This is a genomic window from Microbispora sp. ATCC PTA-5024 (genome assembly GCF_000511135.2).
Classification (GTDB): Bacteria; Actinomycetota; Actinomycetes; order Streptosporangiales; family Streptosporangiaceae; genus Microbispora; species Microbispora corallina.
Map to the genome: position 1 here is coordinate 182,432 of NZ_KI866528.1, position 23,704 is coordinate 206,135.

General features: G+C 74.6%; 20 protein-coding genes and 1 pseudogene. 17 read left to right on the top strand and 4 right to left on the bottom strand.

Annotation, left to right across the window (positions count from 1 at the left end):
• The 11 genes and pseudogenes from MPTA5024_RS37775 to MPTA5024_RS37825 form a co-directional block, all read left to right on the top strand.
• Nucleotides 1-1,368, top strand: a pseudogene (locus tag MPTA5024_RS37775) (hypothetical protein); the annotation flags it as partial.
• A 32-nt stretch (nt 1,369-1,400) separates the two neighbouring features.
• Nucleotides 1,401-2,135, top strand: a complete 735-nt coding sequence (locus MPTA5024_RS37780) for a BPL-N domain-containing protein (protein ID WP_084370340.1) — start codon at nt 1,401-1,403, stop codon at nt 2,133-2,135.
• A 69-nt stretch (nt 2,136-2,204) separates the two neighbouring features.
• Nucleotides 2,205-3,593: a M1 family metallopeptidase gene (locus tag MPTA5024_RS37785; RefSeq protein ID WP_036333283.1), complete on the top strand. Its 1,389-nt coding sequence runs from the start codon at nt 2,205-2,207 to the stop codon at nt 3,591-3,593.
• A 156-nt stretch (nt 3,594-3,749) separates the two neighbouring features.
• Complete coding sequence (locus MPTA5024_RS37790) at nt 3,750-5,093, top strand: purine-cytosine permease family protein (protein WP_036333285.1); 1,344 nt, start codon at nt 3,750-3,752, stop codon at nt 5,091-5,093.
• A gap of 62 nt (nt 5,094-5,155) precedes the next feature.
• Nucleotides 5,156-6,715, top strand: coding sequence for a hydantoinase/oxoprolinase N-terminal domain-containing protein (locus MPTA5024_RS37795; protein WP_036333287.1), 1,560 nt, complete (start codon nt 5,156-5,158; stop codon nt 6,713-6,715).
• On the top strand, nt 6,708-7,796 hold the full coding sequence (locus tag MPTA5024_RS37800) for a DUF917 domain-containing protein (RefSeq protein ID WP_036333289.1): 1,089 nt from the start codon (nt 6,708-6,710) through the stop codon (nt 7,794-7,796). The genes MPTA5024_RS37795 and MPTA5024_RS37800 overlap by 8 nt, the downstream gene beginning before the upstream one ends.
• Nucleotides 7,793-8,896 (top strand): DUF917 domain-containing protein, encoded by a 1,104-nt coding sequence (locus MPTA5024_RS37805; RefSeq protein ID WP_036333291.1) that lies wholly within the window; start codon nt 7,793-7,795, stop codon nt 8,894-8,896. The genes MPTA5024_RS37800 and MPTA5024_RS37805 overlap by 4 nt, the downstream gene beginning before the upstream one ends.
• Nucleotides 8,897-8,900: 4 nt before the next feature.
• The gene (locus MPTA5024_RS37810; protein WP_063794869.1) at nt 8,901-9,968 is read left to right on the top strand and encodes a DUF917 domain-containing protein; all 1,068 of its coding nucleotides are present in this window, start codon (nt 8,901-8,903) and stop codon (nt 9,966-9,968) included.
• Complete coding sequence (locus MPTA5024_RS37815) at nt 9,965-11,512, top strand: helix-turn-helix domain-containing protein (RefSeq protein ID WP_036333293.1); 1,548 nt, start codon at nt 9,965-9,967, stop codon at nt 11,510-11,512. Before MPTA5024_RS37810 ends, MPTA5024_RS37815 begins: the two co-directional genes overlap by 4 nt.
• A gap of 133 nt (nt 11,513-11,645) precedes the next feature.
• Nucleotides 11,646-12,044, top strand: a complete 399-nt coding sequence (locus tag MPTA5024_RS37820) for a hypothetical protein (RefSeq protein ID WP_036333295.1) — start codon at nt 11,646-11,648, stop codon at nt 12,042-12,044.
• Complete coding sequence (locus tag MPTA5024_RS37825; protein ID WP_036333297.1) at nt 12,041-12,463, top strand: hypothetical protein; 423 nt, start codon at nt 12,041-12,043, stop codon at nt 12,461-12,463. The genes MPTA5024_RS37820 and MPTA5024_RS37825 overlap by 4 nt, the downstream gene beginning before the upstream one ends.
• Here the strand turns inward: MPTA5024_RS37825 and MPTA5024_RS37830 are convergent.
• Genes MPTA5024_RS37830 through MPTA5024_RS37840 form a run of 3 tightly spaced genes read right to left on the bottom strand, consistent with a single transcriptional unit; the run spans nt 12,438 to nt 15,045 of the window.
• Nucleotides 12,438-13,460, bottom strand: coding sequence for a zinc-dependent alcohol dehydrogenase (locus MPTA5024_RS37830; protein WP_036333707.1), 1,023 nt, complete (start codon nt 13,458-13,460; stop codon nt 12,438-12,440). The two genes, MPTA5024_RS37825 and MPTA5024_RS37830, sit on opposite strands and share 26 nt — an antisense overlap.
• A complete protein-coding gene (locus MPTA5024_RS37835; protein WP_051459171.1) occupies nt 13,457-14,308 on the bottom strand; it encodes an SMP-30/gluconolactonase/LRE family protein in 852 nt (283 codons plus the stop codon). The genes MPTA5024_RS37830 and MPTA5024_RS37835 overlap by 4 nt, the downstream gene beginning before the upstream one ends.
• Nucleotides 14,305-15,045, bottom strand: coding sequence for an IclR family transcriptional regulator (locus MPTA5024_RS37840; RefSeq protein ID WP_036333299.1), 741 nt, complete (start codon nt 15,043-15,045; stop codon nt 14,305-14,307). Before MPTA5024_RS37840 ends, MPTA5024_RS37835 begins: the two co-directional genes overlap by 4 nt.
• Before the next feature lie 85 nt (nt 15,046-15,130).
• Between MPTA5024_RS37840 and MPTA5024_RS37845 the strand changes: the two genes are divergently transcribed.
• From MPTA5024_RS37845 to MPTA5024_RS37860, 4 genes are all read left to right on the top strand, one after another.
• Entirely contained in the window at nt 15,131-16,825 is a 1,695-nt protein-coding gene (locus tag MPTA5024_RS37845; protein WP_036333301.1) for an IlvD/Edd family dehydratase, read from the top strand.
• A gap of 194 nt (nt 16,826-17,019) precedes the next feature.
• Nucleotides 17,020-17,538, top strand: coding sequence for a hypothetical protein (locus MPTA5024_RS37850; RefSeq protein ID WP_036333303.1), 519 nt, complete (start codon nt 17,020-17,022; stop codon nt 17,536-17,538).
• Nucleotides 17,539-17,722: 184 nt separating this feature from the next.
• Complete coding sequence (locus tag MPTA5024_RS37855; protein ID WP_036333305.1) at nt 17,723-18,367, top strand: hypothetical protein; 645 nt, start codon at nt 17,723-17,725, stop codon at nt 18,365-18,367.
• A 136-nt stretch (nt 18,368-18,503) separates the two neighbouring features.
• The gene (locus tag MPTA5024_RS37860; protein ID WP_084370341.1) at nt 18,504-19,742 is read left to right on the top strand and encodes a DUF4037 domain-containing protein; all 1,239 of its coding nucleotides are present in this window, start codon (nt 18,504-18,506) and stop codon (nt 19,740-19,742) included.
• Here MPTA5024_RS37860 and MPTA5024_RS37865 read toward each other — a convergent pair.
• The gene (locus MPTA5024_RS37865; RefSeq protein WP_036333713.1) at nt 19,632-20,810 is read right to left on the bottom strand and encodes an ROK family transcriptional regulator; all 1,179 of its coding nucleotides are present in this window, start codon (nt 20,808-20,810) and stop codon (nt 19,632-19,634) included. The genes MPTA5024_RS37860 and MPTA5024_RS37865 overlap by 111 nt on opposite strands.
• 271 nt (nt 20,811-21,081) lie before the next feature.
• On the opposite strand from MPTA5024_RS37865, the gene MPTA5024_RS37870 reads away from it, so the two are divergent.
• Both MPTA5024_RS37870 and MPTA5024_RS37875 read left to right on the top strand, forming a co-directional pair.
• A complete protein-coding gene (locus MPTA5024_RS37870; protein WP_051459173.1) occupies nt 21,082-22,338 on the top strand; it encodes an ROK family transcriptional regulator in 1,257 nt (418 codons plus the stop codon).
• A gap of 96 nt (nt 22,339-22,434) precedes the next feature.
• A complete protein-coding gene (locus MPTA5024_RS37875; RefSeq protein WP_036333307.1) occupies nt 22,435-23,679 on the top strand; it encodes an SGNH/GDSL hydrolase family protein in 1,245 nt (414 codons plus the stop codon).
• Nucleotides 23,680-23,704 lie beyond the last annotated feature (25 nt).

Below are 23,704 nucleotides of genomic sequence, written 5' to 3' on the forward strand. Positions count from 1 at the left end.
CTCCTGTGCCTGGAGATCTGCGGGCTGGTCGCGGCGGCGCCCGGCGCCGCGCTCGTCTGGTACGCCCTGCTGACCAGAGGAGTCCTGGCGGGCCTGGCCACACTGCCCGTGGCCGGTCCGCTCTTCGTGGCCGGGGTCTGCGCCGTCGTCGCCGGGGGCAAGCGGCTGGTCCTGCGGCGGGCGCCGGCCGGCGTCCACCCGGTCCGCTCCGGCCTGGGCGTGCGCAAGTGGGCCGTGGACAAGCTGCTCGCGGCCAGCCTCGCCTGGACCAACTCGCTCTACGGCACTCTGTACGCCATGCCGTGGCTGCGGCTGCTCGGCGCCCGGGTCGGCCGGCGCGTCGAGGTGTCCACGGCCGCCCAGATCGACCCCGACCTGCTCACCCTGCACGAGGAGAGCTTCGTCGCCGACATGGCCAGCGTCGGGGCCGCCGGATTCGCGGCCGGCCGGGTGGCGCTGCTGCCGACCGAGGTGGGCCGGCGCGCCTTCGTGGGCAACGCGGCGGTCCTGCCGGCAGGGACGCGGACGGGACCGGGCTCGCTGCTCGGGGTCGGCACGGTCCCGCCGGCGGAGGGGGTGCCGGAGGGCACCTCCTGGCTGGGCTCGCCCGCGATCCGCCTGCCCCGGCGGCAGGCGAGCGGCTCCTTCCCGCAGGAGACGACGTACCGGCCGAGCCGGGGGCTGGTGGCGCACCGGCTGGGCGTCGAGTTCTTCCGCGCCACCCTCCCCGCGACCCTGCTCGGCGGCGCCTTCTACCTCTACCTCCTCGCCGTCCTCGGGCTCGCCCTCGGATCCGCCCTGCCGGTGGTGGTGCTCGCGTCGCCTTTCGTCGGGCTCGCCCTCGGGCTCGCCGTGATCGGGTGCTGCGCCGCCGCCAAGCGCGTCCTGATCGGCAGGTACGAGCCGCGGGTCGAGCCGCTGTGGAGCCGGTACGTCCGGCGCACGGAGTTCGTCACCGGGCTCTACGAGGCGGCCGCGGTCCCGGCCGGGGTGGGGATGCTCACGGGGACCCCGTTCCTGCCGCCCGTCCTGCGGTGGTTCGGCGCGCGCATCGGCAGGCGAACCTGCGTCGGCACCACGTACCTCACCGAGTTCGACCTGGTGGAGGTGGGCGACGACGCCGCGATCGGGGTGGGGGCGTCCCTGCAGACCCATCTGTTCGAGGACCGCGTGATGAAGATGTCCGCCGTCACCGTCCGGGACGGCGCCACCGTCGGCGCGCGGACCGTGGTGCTGTACGACTCCGTGGTCGACGAGGGCGTCTCGCTGGGCGCCCTGTCGCTGCTGATGAAGGGCGAGCACCTCGCCCCCGGCACGAGCTGGCGCGGCATCCCGGCGCAGGCCGTGGTCACCGGGCCGGACCCCTGACCACTCCGCGGACGACCTGGGTGAGGCATGTCATGAGACCACAGAGGATCCTGGGCGCGCTGCGGCGCGCGGTCCGCCCGGCGCAGCAGCCGCGCCGGCGTCCGGGCCGTCCGCTGGCGCTCGTCTACCGGGGCCCGGGCTCGGTTCCCGGCTGTCCCGACGCGGTCGCGGCGCTGCTGTCGGCGGCCCCGTGGGGGTTCGACGTCCGCTACGCCGGCCCGTACGAGGACCTGCCGCTCTCGCCGGAGACGCTGGCCGGGGCCGCGCTGTACGCCCAGCCGGGCGGCGGGGGCCTGTCCCGCGCCTACCGGCGGCTCCGGCGGCACCGCGACGAGATCCGCGAGTACGTCGCCGGCGGCGGCCGCTACCTCGGGTTCTGCCTCGGCGGCTATCTCGCGGGGGCCACCCCCGGCTTCGCCCTGCTGCCCGGGGACACCGACCAGTACATCGCCTCGCCCGGCGCCACCGTCCACGACGAGGAGGACCGCCTGGTCGAGGTGCGCTGGCGGGACCGGACACGCACCGTGTTCTTCCAGGACGGCCCCCACTTCGTGCTCGACGCGCACCCGGGCCCGGGGGTGCGGGTGCTCGCCACCTATACCAACGGGACGATCGCCGCCCTCGCCACCCCCTTCGGCCAGGGCCGCGTCGCCGTCGTGGGGCCGCACCCTGAGGCGACCGACGACTGGTTCGCCGACGCCCACCTGCCCGTTCAGCACACGCACGACCTCGGCCTCGACCTCGTGGACGCCGTCATGACCCCGTGACAATTGAGACATATGCGACTAAAGGGGACGAATTACCGGTTATCTCTACAATTCCCGCAGTATGGGCGAATGCTGCGTAAAGCTCCCGTGGTGGCGCTCGTCGCCGGTCTCACGGTGATCGCGTCCCTGGCGGTTCCCGCACACGCGGGGCAGACCACCTTCACTCCCGGAGCGGCGGGGCTCGGCGATCCCTACTTCCCGTTGGCGGGGAACGGCGGGTACGACGTCGGCCACTACGACCTGAAGCTGCGGTTCGACCCGGCCGGTCACCGGCTCACCGCGCGGACGACGATCACGGCGACCGCCACCCAGAACCTGTCCCACTTCGACCTCGACTTCTCCGGGCCCGCGATCAGCCGGGTGGAGGTGAACGGCGCCCAGGCCGGCTACCGGCGGGAGGGCCAGGAGCTGATCGTCGCTCCCGCGCGGGGGCTGCCGTCGGGCAGCACGTTCACGGTCGCCGTCTCGTACGCGGGGAGGCCGAAGGCGGTCAAGGACGACGTCGGCCACCAGGGGTGGATCGACACGAGGGACGGCGCGTTCGTCGCCTCCCAGCCCGACGGGGCCCGGAGCTGGTTCCCGGCCAACGACAGCCCGGCGGACAAGGCCACGTTCAGCTTCCAGGTGACGGCGCCCGACGACCTGGCCGTGCTCGCGAACGGGGAGCGGGCGGCCGACGCCGTCACGGCCCCCGGGGACGGCTACGCCACCACCCGCTGGGAGATGACGCACCCCATGGCGCCGTACCTCGCGATGGTCGCGATCGGCCGCTTCACGGTCAGCGAGGGGACCGTAGCCGGCATGCCGAACATCACCGCCTTCGATCCCTCCCTGGCGGGCAAGGCGAAGGACCTCCATGACATGACCGCCAAGGCGGTCCAGTGGGAGGCCGGGCTCTTCGGCCCGTACCCGTTCTCCTCGACCGGCGGGATCGCGGACGGCTACGGCAACGAGACCGCGCTGGAGACGCAGGGCAGGCCCGTCTACAGCGGCGGCCCCACCGACGACCTGGAGATCGTGCACGAGCTGGCCCACCAGTGGTTCGGCGACAGCGTCGGCGTGCGGAACTGGCGGGACATCTGGCTCAACGAGGGATTCGCCACGTACGCCGAGTGGCTGTACCGGGAGCAGCACGGCGGCCCGTCCGCGCGGCAGATCTTCGACAGGTACAGCGCGCGCGGCGGCGGCTTCTGGAAGCTGAGGACGGGCGATCCCGGCCGCCGGGGCATGTTCGACGAGAACGCCGTCTACGTGCGCGGGGCGATGACCCTGCACGCCCTCCGTGAGAAGGTCGGCGACCCGGTGTTCTTCCGCCTGATCAGAACCTGGACCCAGGAGCACCGGTACGGCCTGGTGACCACCGCCGACTTCGTCGCACTGGCGGAGCGGCTCTCGGGGCGGGACCTCGGGGCCTTCTTCGACGCCTGGCTCTACCGGACGGGCAAGCCCCAGGTGTGAGTTCGGCGTGATTCGGGTGTGCGGGATGCACGGGCTGGGGCGTCCGGCCGTGCCATCCGCACCATGACGGGCGGGGGACCGTTTCCTACCCTCGGATCCACCACACGCGCGTGGGGTCTGGCCACCAGGCATCGTCCGCCCCCCTCGGAGGCAAGCATGGCTCCTTCCCTCGGCACCGACGACTACGCGATATCCCGGGTCCCCGCCCGCGCCCGATACTCCTGGGTGTCGGTGGCGGTCCAGCGCTTCGGTCAGATCTCCGCCCTCAGCCAGTTTCTGCTCGGCGCCACCCTCGGCTTCGGGATGAGCTTCTGGAACGCCTTCTGGGCGATCACCCTGGGCGCGGTCATCCTCGAACTCGTGGCGATCGCGCTGGGCGTGATCGGCATGCGGGAGGGCCTGTCGACCTCCACGCTGGCGCGGTGGTGCGGGTTCGGCCAGGCCGGATCGGCGATCATCGGCCTGGCCATCGGGATCAGCCTGGTCGGCTGGTTCGGCATCCAGTCGGCGGTGTCGGCGCAGGGTCTGCACGAGCTGATCCCGGCGCTGCCGGTGTGGGTGTGGTCGCTGCTGTTCGGGCTCGCGGTCACCGGCATCGTCGTCAAGGGCTTCCACTCGATGGCCTGGACGGCCTACATCACCGTGCCGGCGTTCGTCCTGCTGGTCGCCTGGTCGGTCGGGACGGAGCTGTCGAGCCACTCCCTGTCGGAGCTGGCGGCCGCGGCGCCGGCGGGTCCAGCCCTGTCGCTGCTGGAGGGGACGACGCTGGTCGCGGGCGGGTTCATCGTGGGGGCGGTGATCACCCCGGACATGACGCGCTTCAACCGGTCGGCGGCCGACGTGGTCAAGCAGACCCTGCTCGGCATCACGCTGGGGGAGTACGTGATCGGCCTGATCGGCGTGCTGCTCGCGCACGCCGTGAAGTCGGCGAACATCATCACGATCGTCACCTCCAGCGTCGGCTGGGTGGGCGTGCTGGTCATCGTCGTCGGCACGTTGAAGATCAACGACTGGAACCTGTACTCCTCCGGCCTCGGCCTGGTGAACTTCGTCGGCACGGTCTTCGGCCGGAAGGTCAACCGCGCGCTGGTCACCCTGTTCGTCGGGGTCGTCGGCAGCGTGCTGGCCGCGGCGGGCATCCTCGACAGCTTCACCGACTTCCTCATCCTGCTCGGGGTCGCGTTCCCGCCGATCGCGGGCATCATGATCGCCGAGTACTTCGTCGTCCGCACCTGGCGCCGGGACCTGGACGCCACGAAGGCCGCCGGGTCGGTGCCGCCGCAGTCGCCCCGCTGGGTGCCGGCGACGCTGGTGATCTGGCTCGCGGCGAGCCTGATCGGCAAGTTCGTCACCTGGGGCCTGCCCAGCATCAACTCGCTGGTCGCCGCCTTCGTCCTGTACGCGGTCGCGGGCCGGCTCGGCCTGGTCCGGGGGTACGGCACCGCCCCCACGGCGGCCGGGAGCGAGCCGGTGGGCGCCTCCGCGCCCACAGCCGCGTAGAGGTCCGGCCATGAAAGGACGTCCACGCCGGTGAGGCGACCGGCACGCACGAAGGGACTCGCATGAGGATCGGAATCGACGTCGGCGGCACCAACACCGACGCCGTGCTCATGGACGGGCAGAGCGTCCTGGCCGCGGTCAAGACCGCGACCACCCGCGACGTGACCGGCGGGATCACCGCCGCGCTCGCGGGACTGCAACGGCAGCGGGCCTTCGACCCGGCCGCCGTGAACGCGGTGATGATCGGCACGACCCACTTCATCAACGCCCTGGTCGAGGCCGACAGGCTGGCGCCGACGGCGGCCGTGCGCCTGGGCCTGCCCGCCACGGCGTCGCTGCCCCCGATGGTCGACTGGCCGGAGCGGCTGGTGGAGGCCATCGCGGGGCGGGCGTACCTGTGCCACGGCGGCCACGAGTTCGACGGGCGCCGCATCGCCGACCTGCGCGAGGACGAGATCCAGCGGGTGGCCGAGGAGCTCGACCGGCACGGCGTGCGCAGCGTCGCCATCTCCAGCGTCTTCTCCCCGGTGAACGCCGAGTTCGAGCAGCGCGCGGCCGACATCCTGACCGCGCAGCTGCCCGGCCTGGCCGTCTCGCTGTCGTCCGAGGTCGGCCGCATGGGACTGCTGGAGCGGGAGAACGCCACCATCATCAACGCCTCGCTGCGCGAGCTGGCCGGCCAGATCGTCGACGGCCTGGCGGACTCCCTGGAGAGCGCGGGCATCCGCGCGCCGCTGTACCTGAGCCAGAACGACGGCACGCTGATGGACGTCGACTTCGCCCGCCGCTACCCGGTCGCGACCTTCGCCTCCGGGCCGACCAACTCCATGCGCGGCGCGGCCTTCCTGTCGGGCCTGGAGACCTGCGCGGTGGTCGACGTGGGCGGCACCACCAGCGACATCGGGGTGCTGCGGCACGGCTTCCCGCGCGAGGCGACCACGGAGGTCAGCGTCGCCGGGATCCGCACCAACTTCCGGATGCCCGACGTGCTGAGCCTCGGCATCGGCGGCGGCAGCCGGGTACGGGGCGACGCCGGCGCCGTTACGGTCGGGCCCGACTCGGTCGGGTACCGCCTGGCCGAGGAGGCCCTCGTGTTCGGCGGGTCCACGCTCACCGCGACCGACGTGGCGGTGGCCGCCGGCCGCGCCGCCATCGGCGACCCCGGCGCCGTACGGGATCTCGACCGGGCGCTGGCGCGGGCCGCGCTGGCCCGGATCGCCCGCGACATCGGCGACGCCATCGAACGCATCCGCACCTCTCCCGAGCCGCTGCCGGTCGTCGCGGTCGGCGGCGGGTCGATCCTGCTCCCCGACGAGATCGGCGACTCGGGCCAGGTCCACCGCCCCGAGCACTTCGCGGTCGCCAACGCCATCGGCGCCGCCATCGCGCAGATCGGCGGCGAGGTCGACCGGATCTTCCCGGTCGAGCCGGGCCAGCGGCAGAGCGTGCTGGACGAGGCCAAACAGGAGGCCGTGGACCGGGCGGTCGCCTCCGGCGCGAAGCCGGGCAGCGTGCGGGTCGTCGAGGTCGACGAGGTGCCGCTCGCCTACCTGCCGGGCAACGCCACCCGCATCCGGGTCAAGGCCGTCGGCGACCTCCAGATGGAGGCCGTCCGTGGCTGAGCTGCTGATCACCGAGGCCGACCTGGACGACATCGCGGCCGGCGCCGCCATCCTCGGCACGGGCGGGGGCGGCGACCCCCACATCGGGCGGCTGCTCGCCGGCGCGGCCGTCCGCGCCGGCGGCCCGGCCCGCCTGGTCCCGCTGGACACCGTCCCCGACGACGCCGTCGCCGTCGTGGTCGCCATGATGGGCGCCCCGACCGTCATGGTCGAGAAGGTGCCGTCGGCCGAGCAGGCCGCGCTCGCGGTGCGGGCGCTCGCCGCGTACCTGGGCAGGACGCCCACCCACCTCGTGTGCGCCGAGGCCGGCGGCGTGAACGCCCTGGTGCCGCTCGTCGCCGCCGCCGAGCTGGGGCTCCCGGTGATCGACGCGGACGGCATGGGCCGCGCCTTCCCCGAGCTGCAGATGGTCGTCCCCACGTTGTACGGCATCGGGGCCACGCCGATGTCGATCGCCGACGAGAAGGGCAACAGCGGCATCTTCGACACCGTGGACAACCACTGGGCGGAACGGCTGGCCAGGTCCGCCACGATCGACATGGGCTGCTCCGCCATGATCAGCCTCCTCCCGATGTCCGGAGCCCAGGCGCGCGAGGCGCTCGTCCCCGGGACGCTCTCGCTCTCGGCCGAGCTGGGCCGGCTCGTGCGGGAGGCCCGGGCGGCCCACCTCGACCCGGTCGCGGCCGTCACCGGCCGGCTGGGCGGGGTCGAGCTGTTCACCGGCAAGGTCGTGGACGTCGTCCGGAGGACCGAGGGCGGCTTCGCCCGCGGCGAGGCGACGATCGAGGGCCTGGGCGACCGGACCGGGGAGCAACTCCTGCTGCGGTTCCAGAACGAGCACCTGGTCGCGGTGAGGGACGGCGAGGTGGTCGCCACCGTCCCCGACCTGATCTGCGTGCTGGAGGCCGAGGCGGGCACCGCCATCACGACCGAGACCCTCCGGTACGGCCAGCGGGTGCGGGTGATCGCCGCCCCCTGCGACCCGCGCTGGCACACCCCGGAAGGGCTGAAGCTGGTGGGGCCGCGGTACTTCGGCTACGACCACGGCACCGTCCCCCTCGGCGCGGGGACCCTCGCATGAGCTACACCCTGGACCGCGGCGACCTGGCCGACCTCGCCCGGGGCGCGGCCCTGCTGGGCACCGGCGGCGGGGGCGACCCCTACATCGGGCGGCTGCTCGTCGACCAGGCGCTCCGCCACGGCCCCGGCACGATCACCGTCCTCGACCCCGACGACCTCCGCGACGACGACTTCGTCATCCCGACGGCGCAGATGGGCGCGCCGACGGTGATGGTGGAGAAGATCCCGCGGGGTGACGAGGCGGTGGCGGCGCTCCGGGCGCTGGAGGACCACCTGGGCCGCAGGGCGGACGCCACCATGCCCATCGAATGCGGCGGGATCAACTCGATGATCCCGCTGCTGGTCGCCGCCCGGACCGGGCTGCCCGTGGTCGACGCGGACGGCATGGGCCGCGCCTTCCCCGAGCTCCAGATGGAGACCTTCTCCGTGTACGGCGTGCCCGGCTCCCCGCTGGCCGTCGGCGGCGAGAACGGCGAGACCGTCATCATCGACACCGGCGCGGACAACCGGCGCATGGAGTGGCTCGCGCGCGGGATCGCCGTGCGCCTCGGCGGGGTCGCGCACATCGCCGAGTACGCGATGAGCGGCGCGGACGTCAGGCGCACAGCGGTGCCGCGCACCCTCGGGCTGGGCCTGCGGATCGGCCGGGCCCTGCGCGCCGCGCGAGAGAACCACCGCGACCCGGTGGAGGCGCTCGCGGACACGATGGCCGGGACCCTCTACGACAAGGTCCGGGTGCTGTTCCGGGGCAAGGTCGTGGACGTCGAACGGCGGACGGAGGCCGGCTTCGCCCGCGGGCACGCCACGATCGCCGCGTTCGACGGGCCGCGGACGCTGGAGCTGACCTTCCAGAACGAGCACCTGGTCGCCCGGGCCGGCGGCGAGGTGCGGTGCGTGGTCCCCGACCTGATCTGCGTGCTGGAGGCCGACACCGGGGAGCCCATCACCACAGAGGGACTGCGCTACGGGCAGCGGGCCGTCGTGGTGGGGATCAGCACCCCGGACCTGATGCGCAGCCCGGAGGCCCTCGGCGTGTTCGGGCCGCGCGCGTTCGGACTCGACATGGAGTTCCAGCCCGTGGAGGATCTCGTGCCACTCTGAAGGCATGCCGGTGCGCCACCTGGGAGAACCCGACGTCGACCACCTGGCGCGCGGGACGGCGCTGCTGGGCTCGGGCGGCGGCGGTCAGACCGACGCGGCCGCCCGCCTGCTGCGCCGGAGCCTCGCGGGCGGCCGTATCCCGCTGCTCGGCCACGAAGAGCTGCCGGGCGGCCACGTCGTGCCGGTGGGGATCGTGGGCGCGGTGTCGGCGTTCACCGAGAGGCTGCCCTCCGGCGGGGAGTGGGCGCCCGTCCTCGCGGCGATCGCGGACCGGACCAGGACCCGCCCCGCCGGGCTCGTCTCCATCGAGGCGGGCGGGGTCAACGGGGTCGTGGCGTTCGTCGCCGCCGCCGAGCTGGGCCTCCCGGTGATCGACGCGGACCTGCAGGGCCGCGCGCTGCCGCGGCTCGACCAGATGTCGGTGGCCGCCCTCGGCGAGCCGCTCACCCCGCTGGCCATCGGCGACGCCACCGGCCGGCTCCTCGTCCTGGACGGCCTGTCCCCCCAGGCGACCGAGCGGATCGTCCGGTCGGCGCTCACCGAGTTCGGCGGCTGGGCCGCCATCGTGCTGCGCCCGCTGCCCGTCGAGCTCCTCGACCGCCTCGCCATCACGGGCTCGCTCAGCCGCGCATTGGACCTGGGGGCCCGCCACGCGGCCTGGACCCGCGACGCCGACCCGTACGAGGCCGCCGCGTCCCTCGGCGCCCGGGTCCTGGTCACCGGGCGGGTCGTCGAGGTGGTCCGGCACCGCTCCGGCGTCGGCTTCGGGCGCGGCTCGGTGATCGTCCGCGCCGACCGCGGCGGCGTCCTCGTGCGGCTGGAGATGGAGAACGAGTACCTCCTCGCCCTCGTCGACGGCCGGCCCGCCGTGTCAACGCCGGACATCCTGTGCGTCCTCGACCGGGCCACCGGGCTGCCGGTGCCGTGCGACACGGTACGCGGCGGGGCCGAGGTGGTCGCCCTCCACCTGCCCGGGCCCGCGTTCTGGTGGCGGCCCGAGGTCGTGGACGCGGTCGCCCCGCGCGCGTTCGGGCTGGACACCGACCCGATCCCGCCGGAGGCGGAGCGATGACCGGCGACGTGCCCACGCTGCGTGAGCTGCTCGGCTACCCGCCGCTCGCCGCCGCCGCGCCGTTGTCCGGCGAGGACGACCTCGACCGGCCCGTCACCGGCGTGACGCTGATCGACCCGGCGGAGGCGGGCGGGGTCGAGGAGGGCGAGATCGCCGTCTGCCCCGCCATCCCGCCCGGATACCTCACCAGCTGGCGGCTCGACGCCGTCATTCGGCGGCTCCACGACCGGCGCGCGGCCGCCCTCGCCGTGCCCGCCCCCGAGGGCGGCGAGACGATGCTGGACGGCAGCCGCCGGCTTGCCCGGCACCTGCGCCTGCCCGTCCTCGGCATCGGGGCCGCGCCGCTGCGCTGGGCCGGCACGGCCGCCGCGTTCGTGCACGCCCCGGCCGTCCAGGCGGCCGACCACCTTCGCCGCGCGCACCGCGCCCTCACCCGCGGCCTGCTGAGCCCGCAGGAGGTCGCGCGGACCCTCACCGCGATCCTGGACCGGCCCGTGGCCGTCTTCGGGCCTGACGGCACGCCGATCACCGTCCCGGTCGGCCCGCCGCCCGACTTCGACCCGTACGCCGGAGTGGCCCAGATCCTCACCGGGAACGGCCGGACGACGGTCGCCGTGCCGGTCCCGGGCATGGCGGGCGGGACCGTCGACCTCTGGCTGGCCGTCGCGCTCGGGAACGCGCCGGCGGCCTGGGCCCGCTGCGCGCGCGACGTGCTGCAGGCCGGGACGCTCGCCGTCCAGCGCTGGCAGGCCACCCGCCGGGGGGTGCTGGAGCGCGACGCCCGCCTGCGCGCCGGCATGTTCGGCGACCTGCTGGAGGGGAGGCTGGGCGGCGGCGAGACGGCCCGGCAGCGGGCGGCCGAGGTCGGCTGGCGCCTGGACGGCTGGCACGTCGCATTCCACCTCGCCGTCCTCGGGCAGGTCGACCTGCTGCAGCACACCGACGCGGTGGCCGCCGCCATGGCCGCGGAACGGGTCGAGGCCGCGCTGGTCGAACGCGGCGACGGCTGGTCGGCGTGGACGACGACGCGCGCAGAGCCCGGCCAGGACGCCAGCCGGGACCTGCTCGCCGCGCTGCAGAGGATCCGCCGCCGCCTGGCGACCCGGTTCGACTGCGCCATCGGCGTCGGCCGCGGCTACCCGGACGCGGGCGGGCTGACCCGCAGCCTCGCCGAGGCGTGGGACGCCGCGAGGCTCGCCCGCGGCCGCCCGCAGACCGGGCGCCTGGTCCACATCGACCGGCTCGGGCTGGCCCAGCTCCTCGTCGCCTGGGCCAGCACGGAGACCTTCGTGCCCACCGCCACCCGGCTGCTCAGCCCCCTGGAGGCGCAGCCGGGCGAGCTGGTCGCCACGCTCGCCGCCTACCTGGACGCGGGCGGCTCGGCTGCCGACACGGCCGCCGTCCTCGGCGTCCACCGCAACACGGTCGCCGCGCGGCTGCGCCGGATCGAGGAGCTCCTCACCGTCGACCTGAACAACCCGGACGACAGGCTCGCCCTCCACCTGGCCTGCCGCGTCACCCTGGACCGCGACCCCGGCCTGTGACCCCGGGCCCGTGACCGGGCCCTGAGCCGGCTCGTGACCGCGTTTCCGGGACCGCCCCTGCGGGGATCAACGTTGTTTCCACCTGATCGCGGTGGGGCCGCCAGCGTGGGGAGGACCGGGAGCCGGAGGCGAGATGGGGAGCAGGATCGTCGAGGTCGTGCTGAAGGCCCTGGTGGGCGGGGCGTTCGTGCTGGCGTTCGCCGCGCTGGCCGAGACGCTGTCGCCGAAGCGGCTCGCCGGGGTGTTCTCCGCGGCGCCCTCGGTGGCCCTGGCCAGCCTCATCGTCACCGCGGGCTTCACTGGCGTGGGGGACGTCCTCGCCTCGGCCCACGGCATGTGGATCGGCGCGGCCGGCTTCGCCCTGTACTGCGTGGCCGCCGTGCCGCTGGTGCGGCGCTGGGGCGCCTGGCGGGGGGCGCTCGCCGCCCTCACCGTCTGGGGCGCGGTGGCGGCCGCCGGGTACGGCCTCGTGCCGTCCGAGGCGCAGGCGCACCGCCCGGGCGTGCGGACTCCGTCGGGATGGGAGTCGTGAGCGCGTCCGGCGGGGACGACGACCGGGTCCGGCTGCGGCCCGGCGAGCTGCGGCGGCCGCCGAAACGGGACTGGGTGATCCGCTTCGCCTTCGGCGCGGGCGTGTCGGCGCTCGCCGCCGCGGTGTCCATCGTCGCCGGTCCGCGCGCGGGCGGGCTCTTCCTCGCGTTCCCGGCGATCCTGCTGGCCAGCGTCACGCTCGTGGCGAAGGAGGAGGGCGTGGGCGAGGCCGACGACGAGGTGCTGGGCGCCACCCTCGGCGCCCTCGGCCTGGTCGCGTTCGCCGTCGTCGTCGGGCTCACGGCCGGGGCGTGGCCGCTCTGGGCCTCGCTGACGGCCGCGGCCCTCGCCTGGGGGGCCGCCTCCTTGGGCCTTTACGCCGCCGCCCGGCTCGTCAGGGCAGGCCGTTTCCGGTCATGACGTGGATCTTGGGACCCGGCCCGGCCCCCGGCGGGCGCCACCCGGCGAGCACGTCGCCCGCCTGGTCGAGGCCGACGGTGGCGGCGACCAGCGGCTCGGGGTCGACGGCGCCGCGGGCGTAGTGCTCGACCGCGCCCCGCAGCCCGGCCGACCCGCTGAGGACGCCGACCGCGGTCACGTCCTTGAGCGCCAGCGTCCGCGTGTCGACGAGGCTCGGCCGCCCGGCCAGGCCGATGTACACGACCCGCCCGCCGGGCTCGACCAGGTCGAGCGCGCGAGCCGGGACGTCCGCCGCGTTGGTGGCGTCGATGATCGCGTCGAACGGGAGATCGGGCAGGTCGTCCGCGGTCCAGACGTTCCGGTGCCCGAGCAGGCGGGGGAAGGCGAGCGCGTAGGCCGAGGGGCCGACGAGGTGAACCTCCGCCCCGGCGGACGCCGCGAAGGCGGCCGACAGCAGCCCGATCGTGCCGGGGCCCCACACGGCCACCCGGGCGCCGGGACCGGCCCCGGCCGCCCGTACGGCCCGCAGCGCGTTGCCTCCCGGCTCGACGAGGGCGCCCGCGGCGGCGCTCACCTCGTCGGGCAGCGGGTGGAGCGAGGCGGCGGGCACGAGCAGCCGCTCGGCCAGGGCGCCGGCCCACCCGCGGCGGATGCCCACCTCGTGCCGCTCCTCGCAGACGTGGTGGCGGCCGCGCAGGCAGCGGGGGCACGCGCCGCAGCCGAGCATGGTGTCCCCGGTGACCCGCCGCCCGAGCCAGGCGGGGTCGACGCCCTCGCCGATCTCGGCGACCGTGCCGCACCACTCGTGGCCGGGCCGCAGCGGGTAGGCGGCGTGGCCCTGGTGGAGGTAGGCCATCTCGCCGGTGAAGAACTCCACGTCGGTGCCGCACAGGCCGACCCGCTCCACGGCGACCACGACCTGCCCGGGCCCTGCGGAAGGGGGGTCGACGTCCAGCACCTCGGCCCGCCGGGGTCCGGTCAGCACCAGCGCCCTCACGGGACCGCCCGCCAGCCGTCCGCGCGGGCCGGGCCGAGGGGGGCCCACGGGGTGGCGGGGACGCCGCCGATCCCGGCCTCGACGGCGAACAGGCCGTCCCCGGCCGTCGTGACGACCAGGGTGGTCCCGGCGAAGGCGACGCTGGTGGGCTTCGGGGCGGGCACGCGAACCGTGCCGAGCGGCCGCCCGGCGGGGGAGATGCGCCGCACCTCGCCGGCGCCGTGCACGGCGAGCCACAGGTCCCCCCCGGCGTCCACCGCCAGGCCGTCGGGCAGCCCGCCGGTCACGGTCGTGAGCACCCTGCCGGGGCCGACGCGCCCGGTCTCCACGTCGTACGGCCGCGCCCAGACGACGCCGGGGACGCTGTCGACGTGGTACATCGTCCCCCCGTCGGGCGACCAGCCCAGGCCGTTGGAGAGGGTCAGCCCGCCGGCCACCACGACGGCCGTGCCGTCGGGCTCCAGCCGGTAGAGCCGCTCCCCGCCCGTCCGGTCGTCCAGGGCCATGCTGCCCGCCAGGAACCGGCCCGCGGGATCGCACTTGCCGTCGTTGAACCGGCTGGCCGCCCCCTCCGGCAGCACCCTCGGCCCCATCGTCACCTCCGGGCCGATGACGGCGAAGCCGTGCCGGGCCGCGACCGCGATCGAGCCGTCGGCGCCGGGCACGGCCGCGCCCACGGTGCCCGGGAGCGTGTGGGTGCGCTCGACGCGGAGGCCCCCGTCCCGCCACCGGCCCTCCAGCACCCGGCCCGTCGGGATGTCCACCCAGAGCAGGCGCTCCGCGAGCGGGTCCCACACGGGCCCCTCGGCCAGCTCGTACCGCTCGGTCGACAGGGATTCGGCGATCATCGGCTCTCCGCGACGATGGCGTGGACGGTGGGCAGGGCCGCCAGCAGCGTGGCCGCGGGCGTCCGGAAGGCGAGCGCGCTCACGCTGACCGCGCCGCTGGGGGTGCGCGACGAGGTCAGGTAGGCGGGCACGGCCAGGCAGGCGACGCCCTCCTCGTTCTCCTGGTCGTCGACGGCGTGGCCCTCCCGCCGGATCACGGCCAGCTCGGCGGCGATCTCGTCCGCGGTGACCAGGGTCCGGTCCGTACGGCGGGCCGGCGGGGCGGCCCCGGCGACCCAGGCGCCCACGGCGGCGTCGTCGGGCAGCGCGTAGGCCAGCAGCAGCTTCCCGACGGCGGTCGAGTGGGCCGGGTTGCGCCCGCCCACGGTCGAGGTGAGCCTGACCGGCCCCGAGGGCGGGTCGACCTTGGCGCGGTAGACCACCTCGCGCCCGTCGAGCACGGCGTAGTGCGCGGTCTCCCCGAACGTCGCGGCCAGCCGTTCCAGCGCGGGCCTGACCCTGACGTGGTCGGGCCGGGCCTCGTGATGGGTGAAGGCGAGCCGGAGGAACTCGTCGCCCAGCAGGTAGCGCCCGCGCCCGTCCTGCACGGCGAACCCGGCGCGGCGCAGGGCGGCCAGCGCCCGGTGGACGGTGGGCTTGGCGGAGCCGACCGCCTCCGCCATCTCCTCCAGCCCCATGCCTCGGGGGTGCTCGGCCAGCACCCGGAGCACCAGGAGGACGCGGTCGGAGCCGACCACGCGGTCTTCTCCTCGCGTCGCTTCCGGGCTAGAGTCGATCACATTCCGGATATTAGATCCCTTTTCCGGCAACTGGAAGAAGGTCATGCGCAGCTCGCAGTGGTACGGGGGTACCGACCGCAACGCCTACATCCACCGGGCCTGGATGCGCCGCGGCCTGCCGCGCGAGGCCTTCGAGGGTGGCAGGCCGCACATCGCGATCGCCAACACCGCCTCCGACCTCACCCCGTGCAACATGCACCTCGACGAGGTGGCGCAGAGCGTCAAGCAGGGCGTGTGGGAGGCGGGCGGCGTCCCGCTGAACCTGCCGTCGCTGTCGCTCGGCGAGACCAACGTCCGCCCGACCGCCATGCTGTGGCGCAACCTCGCTGCCATGGCGGCGGAGGAGATGTTCCGCGCCAACCCGATCGACGGGCTGGTCCTGCTCGGCGGCTGCGACAAGACGATCCCGGCGCTGCTGATGGCCGCGGCCTCGGTCGACCTGCCGGCCGTGGTGGTCCCCGGCGGCCCCATGCTGACCGGCCACTTCCGCGGCGTGCCGCTCGGGTGCGGCACCGACGTGTGGCGGCTCAGCGAGGAGGTGCGGGCCGGGACGCTGTCCCAGGAGGCGTTCCTGGCCTCCGAGTCCGCGATGATCCGCAGCAAGGGCCACTGCAACACGATGGGCACGGCGTCCACGATGGCCTGCATGGCCGAGGCCCTGGGCATGACCCTCCCCGGCACGGCGGGCACGCCGGCGCCGGACAGCCGGCTGCTGGAGCGGGCCCACGACTCGGGCAGGCTCGCGGTGGACCTCGTCCGCGAGGGCCGCACGCCGTCGCAGGTCATGACCCGCGGGGCGTTCCTGAACGCCGTCGTCACGCTGGCGGCCGTCGGCGGCTCGACGAACGCGGTCGTGCACCTCCTGGCCATCGCGGGACGCCTCGGCGTCGACCTCACGCTCGACGACTTCGACCGGACGGGCGCCGGTGTGCCGCTGCTGGTGGACCTGCAGCCCGCGGGACGGCACCTGATGGACGACCTCCACCGCGCGGGCGGCCTGCTCGCGGTGCTCAAGGAGGTCGCCGACCTGCTCGACCCCGGCGCCGTCACGGTGACGGGCAGGCCGCTCGTCGGCCACCTGGGAGACGCGGAGATCTGGGACGAGACGGTCATCCGCCGCCGCGCGTCCCCCCTGCTGGACGACGCGGGCATCGCCGTCCTGCGCGGCAACCTGGCGCCCCGCGGCGCGGTCATCAAGCCGGCGGCCGCCTCGCCCGGGCTGCTGCGCCATCGGGGGAGGGCCATCGTCTTCGACAGCGTCGAGGACCTGCGGGCCCGGCTCGACACGGTGGACGCCGACGAGACGAGCGTGCTGGTCCTGCGCGGCTGCGGCCCCCGCGGCTACCCGGGCATGCCCGAGGTCGGCAACCTCCCGCTGCCCGCCAAGCTGCTGGCCAAGGGAGTGCGCGACATGGTGCGCATCAGCGACGCCCGGATGAGCGGCACGGCGTACGGCACGGTCGTGCTGCACGCCGCGCCGGAGGCGGCGGTCGGCGGGCCGCTCGCGCTGCTGCGCACGGGCGACCCGGTCGTGCTCGACGTCCCCGCCCGCCGGCTCGACGTCGACGTCCCCGCCGAGGAACTGGCCCGGCGAGAGCCCGTCACCACCGGCTTCGCCGCCCCCGCGCGCGGGTGGGAGCGCCTGTACGTCGACCACGTCCTGCAGGCCGACCAGGGCGCCGACCTCGACTTCCTGGTGGGCTCCAGCGGCCACGAGGTGTCCCGGGAGTCGCACTGACTCCTCGCCTCCAAGGGAGTCGTACGGGGCGATTGTCGCTGGCGTCCGCGCTGTTCCTTTTTGCGGTCAACAGGACGGCAGGGGCGTGTCCAACGCGTTCCGTGTCCATTTGAGCACGTAGCGTAGGTGATCAGCTGGAATCACTTGATCACCGACGTGTCGCACGGCACGTCATGGTTTACGGGGATGGACACATGCGACTCAAGCAGCTCGTCCTGGTGTCGGTGGCCGCGCTCGCGCCGGCGGTCCTGGGCGGCCTGCCCGCCGGCGCGGCCGACACCACGGTGACCTTCACCGTCACCTCGGGAGCGTTGACGATCACGGCGCCGGCCGGCCCGGTGAGCCTGGGCAGCACGACGGCGGGCAACACCGTCAGCGGCCCGATCGGAGCGGTGACCGTCACCGACGCCCGGGGCGGCACGCCCACCTCCGACTGGATCGCCCAGGTCTCGTCCACGGCCTTCGTCGGCCCGACCGACACGATCCCCGCGTCCGCCGCCACTTACACGCCCGGGTCGGGCACGCTGATCGTCGGCAACGGCGCGCTCACGCCCGGCGTGCCGGGGAACCTGTCCGCCCAGCGCGTCGCCATGACCTACACCGGCGGCACCGGCAACAGCCAGGCCCAGTGGAGCCCCACGCTCGCCGTCGCGGTCCCGCTGTCGGCCGGCCTGGGGACCTACACCGGGACGGTGACCCACTCCGTGGCCTGACCGGTGGCCGGGAGCCGTGTCCGGCCGCCGACCGGCGTCGCCGCAGGTCCCCCCGCCTTCCGCGGTCCGGGGCCGGGCGCGCCGGACGCGACGGCCGGACACTTTCGTGAGCGGAGGGTCGAGTTCTGGGGGTCATGTGCGATAGAAGATCAGTTGCACCTACTGATCTCTTCTCGAGGTACATGTGAAGAATCTCCTCCGGTCACTCGTGGCGGTGCTCGCCGCCGCCGTCCTCCTCCCCGCCCTCACCCTCCCGGCCCGTGCCGACACCGGTGAGAGCGACGCCCAGATCGCCGCCGAGTGGCAGACGGCCTGGGACACCTACCACTTCGCCACCACCACGCCCCCGCCCGCGCCGGGCTCGGGCCGCAGCCGGGTCACGTCCAGCATCTCGGTGGAGATCGCGTCGCCCATCCGGCACGTGTTCGCCGCCTACTCCGACATCAACCACCACATCGGCCGGGCCGCGTTCCTCACGCGGGTCGTCACCCACGCGCAGTGGACCGATCGGAACGTGCGGTACATCAACTTCACCGCGCTGGAGGACGTGCCCTACGAGGGGACCGTCGTCAACCTGAAGACCCACGCGCAGCAGCGCATCAACGACAAGGGCTACTTCTACGAGACCGACACCTGGTCGGAGCCGAACGTCGTCACGCACCAGAAGATCGTCTTCGAGTGCCTGGCCGGCGGGAAGACCAGGGTCACCGAGCGCCTCACGTTCGAGGCGGACACGTCGCTGATCGACTTCGTCGTCAGCAACGGCGTGGCCTCGCACCAGCAGACGCAGGGGGCCCTCAAGCAGGCGATCGAGAGCGGCCAGCTCTGATCCGATCGGCCACCGCCCCGGTGCGGGCCGCGCCGTCGCGCGCGCCCCGCACCGGGGTCCGGCCCGCCCCGGCCGGGACGGCGGCGGTCCGGATATTCGCCGGCCCCGTCGCGGCCGCGTCCAGCAGTGTGGGCGCATGACGACGCCGACCCCCGAGTTCCTTCCGGGGCTCGAACTGTCCCGGATCCTGTACGAGCAGGCGGTGCGGCCGATCCTGGCCGAGGAATGCCCGGGGCTGCCGTACGCGGCCGCGAGGCTCGGCCCGGGGTCGGAGGTGCTGGGGTTCGACACGGCGCGGTCCACCGACCACGACTGGGGCCCGCGGCTTGAGGTGTTCCTCGCGCCGGAGGCGGCCGCCGAGCACGGGGCCGGCGTGTCACGGCTGCTGGCCGAGCGCCTGCCGAAGCAGGTGCGGGGGTGGCCCACGCACTTCCGCCGGCCCGATCCGGGCAGCCCCGTCGCGCACATGGAGACGACGGACGGTCCCGTCGACCACCGCGTCACGGTCACCGATCTCGGCGGCTGGCTGACGGCCCGGCTCGGGTTCGACCCCGGTCGCGCGGAACCGGCCACCCGTGACTGGCTGGCGACCCCGCAGCAGAACCTCGCCGAGGTCACGGCGGGAGCGGTGTTCCATGACGGGCCCGGCTCCCTCACGGCGGTACGGCGGCGGCTGGCCTGGTATCCCGACCAGGTGTGGCGGTACCTTTTGGCCTGCCAGTGGCAGCGGATCTCCCAGGAGGAGGCGTTCGCCGGGCGGTGCGCGGAGGTGGGTGACGACCTGGGGGCCGCTCTGGTCGCCGGACGGTTGGCGCGCGACCTGATGCGGCTGTGCCTGCTCCTCGGCCGGCGGTACGCGCCGTACGGCAAGTGGCTGGGCAGCGCCTACGCGCGGTTGCCGGTGGCCGGGGCGCTGACGCCGTCGCTGCGCGGAGCCGTCGCGGCCGCCCGCCATCCCGAGCGCGAGCGGCACCTGTGCGACGCCTACGAGACCGTGGCCGCGCTGCAGAACCGGTCGGGACTCGCCGAGCCGGTCGACCCGGCCTGCCGGCAGTACCACGGCAGGCCGTTCCGGGTGCTGCACGCCGAGCGGTTCGCTCACGCGCTCGCCGCGACCCTCACCGATCCCGCTCTTCGCGCCCTGCCGCTGTCGGGGAGCGTGGACCAGTGGGCCGACGGCACGGACCTCCTCGGACGGCGGGAGCCCGTACGGGCGGCCGTGGACGCGCTGCTCCGGCGTTCCGCGCCCGTGGGGACTCCACGGTCAAGCGGAGAAGACGTGGTCGCTGACCATGCGCGCGGCCCCGATCACCCCGGCCGTCCCGCCCAGGTCGGACAGGACGATGGGCAGGTTGCCGGTGGCGAGGGGCAGTGACCGCTGGTAGACGACGCTGCGGATCTCCGCGAGCAGCGCGTGGCCGAGCCCGGCCACGCCCCCGGAGATCACCACGAGCCCGGGGTTGAAGAAGTTCACGAGCCCGGCGAGCACCGTCCCGACCTTCCTGCCGCCCTCGCGCACCATCCCCACGGCGTGGGCGTCGCCCGCGGCGGCCGCCGCGCCCACGTCCTCGGCGGTCAGCGCGCCCTTCTCGGCGAGCCGCTCCGCGAGGAACGGCGAACGGCCGGAGCGGGCGGCGGCCAGCGCGTCCCGGGCCAGGGCCGCCCCTCCGAAGTACGCCTCCAGGCAGCCGGAGTTGCCGCACGCGCAGACCGGGCCGTGGTCGTCCACCCTGATGTGGCCGATGTCGCCCGCGCTGCCGGAGACGCCGCTGTAGATCTCGCCGCGCACGATGATGCCGCACCCGATGCCCGTACCGATCTTCACGAGCAGGAAGTCCTCCGCCGACCGGGCGAGCCCGGCGTGCAGCTCCCCGAGGGCCATCATGTTCACGTCGTTGTTCACGAGTACGGGGCAGCCGAGCTCCTGGCTCATCGCCTCCCGCACGGGATAGCGGTCCCAGCCCGGCATGATCGGGGGAGCGATGGGCGTCCCGTCGCGGAGGCTCACCGGCCCCGGGACGCCGATCCCGGCGCCGTGGACCTCGCCGACCACGCCGTCGGCGCGGAGCTTGGCGACCATCTCCAGCACCTGGTCGAGCACCGCGGTCGGCCCGTCCCGCACGTCCGCGGGCCGGGACAGGTGGCCCAGCACCTCCAGCTCGCCGTTCGTCACGGCGACGTCGACGGAGGTGGCGCCGATGTCCACGCCGAGGAACCGCAGGTTCGCGGCGAGACGCACGATCTCCGAACGCCGCCCGCCGCGCGAGGCCGCGAACCCGTCGGACCGCACCAGGCCCAGCGCCGCGAGCCGGTCGAGCTCGAGGGCGATCTTGGAGCGGGACAGCGCGACGACGTCCCCGAGCTCGGCGCGCGAACGCGGGCCGTCGGTGCGCAGCAGACGGAGGATGCGTGCCTGGTGCGCGTTCTCCGGGCGAGCCGTCATCCGCCTCACGCCGCCCTCCATCTCGGGTTCTTCGGGCAGGGGAAGATCTGCGTGGCAACTTTATACTCTCCGGGCCGTACTTCCTTCTTCGGGAGGACAAAGTCGGGCGAGGTCCGCGCCGGTAGCGTCCTGGAGAGGCGCTCCAGCGGCCCGCGATTGGTAACCTCGACTGTGTGACGGGGTCCGTTCCGGCGCCCACGGCGGCCCGACGCTCCGCCCGCCCCCAGCCCCCCACGACGATGACAGCCCCCGAGTCGTCAGGAACACCCAGATGACGAGAGCCGGTCGATCCCAGGAGGAGATCCGCCAGCGCAACCTCGGCGCGCTGCTGCGCCACGTGCACCTGGCGGGCGCCGTCTCCCGCTCCGAGCTGGCCGACCGGATGGGCCTCAACCGCAGCACGATCCTGGCGCTGACCGCCGAGCTCACCTCGGCGGGACTGGTGCGCGAGGAGCTTCCCCGCGACACCGGCAGGGCGGGCCGGCCGTCTCTGGTGGTCCGCCCGGAGCCGGGCCGGTTCCACGTGCTGGCCTTCGACGTGCGGGTGGACCGGCTGGTGGCCGCGCGGGTGGGGCTTGGCGGCGTGGTCCTCGACCGCAGGGAGGCCGTCCGGCAGCGGGCGGGGGCCGACCTGGAGGACGTGGTCGGCGTGCTCGCCGGCTTCGGCCACGACCTGCTGCGCCGCACGCGTCCCGGCTCGCTCTGCGTCGGGGTGGGCGCCGCCTACTGCGGGATGATCCGCCCCGCCGACGGCACGGTGCGGTACGGGCCGAACATGGGCTGGGTGGACCAGGCGTTCGGCACCGAGCTCGGCCGGCGGCTGGGGCTCGGGCTGCCGGTGCCGGTCGGCAACGAGGCCCACCTGGGCGCGCTGGCCGAGCACCAGCGCGGGGTGGGCATCGGCGTCCAGAACCTGGTCTATCTGCACGGCGACGTCGGCGTGGGCGGCGGGATCATCGTCGGCGGCAAGCTGCTGGACGGCGACGGCGGCTACGGGTGCGAGCTCGGGCACATGATGGTGAACCCCTACGACGGGCGGCCGTGCGAATGCGGCTCGCGGGGATGCCTGGAGGCGGAGGTCGGCGAGCAGGCCCTCATCGACGCCGCCGGCCGCTCCGGCGACCTGTCCGGACGGGAGGGCGTGCGGGCCGTGGTGGAGGCCGCCGAGCGCGGCGACCCGGCGGCGCGGCAGGCCCTGCACCGGATCGGCGACTGGCTGGGCATCGGAGTGGCCAACCTCATCAACCTGTTCAACCCCGGCATGGTGGTCTTCGGCGGAATGCTGCGCGAGGTGTACCCGGGCTCCGCGGCCCAGGTGCTCAGCCGGGTGGAGGCCAACGTGCTGGTGGCCTCCCGGGAGAGGGTCCGGCTGCGCGTCTCGGCCCTCGGGGACGACGCGACCCTGGCCGGCGCCGCCGAGCTCGGCTTCGCCAAACTCCTCGCCGACCCTCTCGACGTGCTCGCGGAGACGCGGGCGCGGACCGGCTCCCGCCGCCGCCGCCGCACCCTCACTCCGACGACCTCCTGAACGTTTCAGCGGGATCGTTGACCCCCCTTCCGTGATCGGCGTACGGTCCCTTCGGCAACCGATCGGAAGTCCGCAGAAAGATGTCGGGGGGTCCACGTGCTCAGGGGCGGTGCCGGCCGGCCATCGGACGGCCACTGGGTCGGCACCTGGGCGTCGATGCTCCAGCTGACCGAGCCGGACAACATGCCGCCCGCGCCGTTCACCCAGGGCGACCTCGTTCTGAACGACGGCACGCTGCGGCAGACGGTCCGCGCGACGATCGGCGGGCGGTGGATGCGGCTGCGCTTGTCCAACGCCTTCGGAGGCGCGCCGCTGCCGATCACGAAGGCGTTCGTGGCGCTGCCGGTCGGGGGACAGGCCGGGGTGAGCGCCGTCAGGCCGGGCAGCGCACGGCCCGTCACCTTCCACGGCCGGACCTCGGCCGTCGTCCCCGCGGGCGCCCAGGTGGTCTCCGACCCGATCGACTTCGACGTCGCGCCCCGGTCCAACCTCACCGTGACCGTCTATCTCGCGCAGGGCCAGGCGTCGGCCTCCATCACCTCGCACCCCGGGTCCAGGACCACCTCGTACATGCTCGCGGGCGACCACGCGGACGCGGCGGACCTGCCCGGCGCGACCGCGGCCGATCACTGGTACTTCCTCGGCGGCGTCGAGGTGTGGTCCCCCCGGACGACCGCGGCGGCCGCCCTGGTGGGCGACTCGCTGACCGACGGCAGGGGCTCGACCACCAACATGAACGACCGCTGGCCGGATCGGCTGCTCGACCGCCTGCAGTCCCGGCCCGCCACGTCGGGGGTCGCGATCCTGAACCAGGCGGCCGGCGGGAACCGGGTCCTCGACGACGGCCTCGGCCCCAACGTCCTGGCCCGGCTCGACCGCGACGTGCTCGCGCAGAGCGGCGTCGAGTGGGCGATCCTCTTCGAGGGGGTGAACGACATCGGCACCGCCGAGGCCACCGAGGCCGCCCAGAAGCAGGTGGCCGACGACCTGGTCGCCGCCTACGACCAGATCGTCACCAGGGCGCACGCGCAGGGCATCCGGGTGTACGGCGCGACGCTCACGCCGTTCGGCGGCAACACCGGGTACGACGACGCGCGGGGATACCGGGAGTCGGCCCGGCAGGCGGTCAACGAGTGGATCCGCACCGGCCGCCGATTCGACGCCGTGATCGACTTCGACGGGGCGGCCCGCGACCCGGCGAACCCCCGGCGGCTGCTCCCGGCCTACGACGTCGGCGACCACCTGCACCTGAACCCGGCCGGGTACCAGGCGCTCGCCGACGCCGTCCCCGCCACGCTGTTCGAGCGGAGGCCGCTGCCCCCGGGCTTCGGCTTCGACTGACCCCTCCCCGCCGCCGTACGCGGAT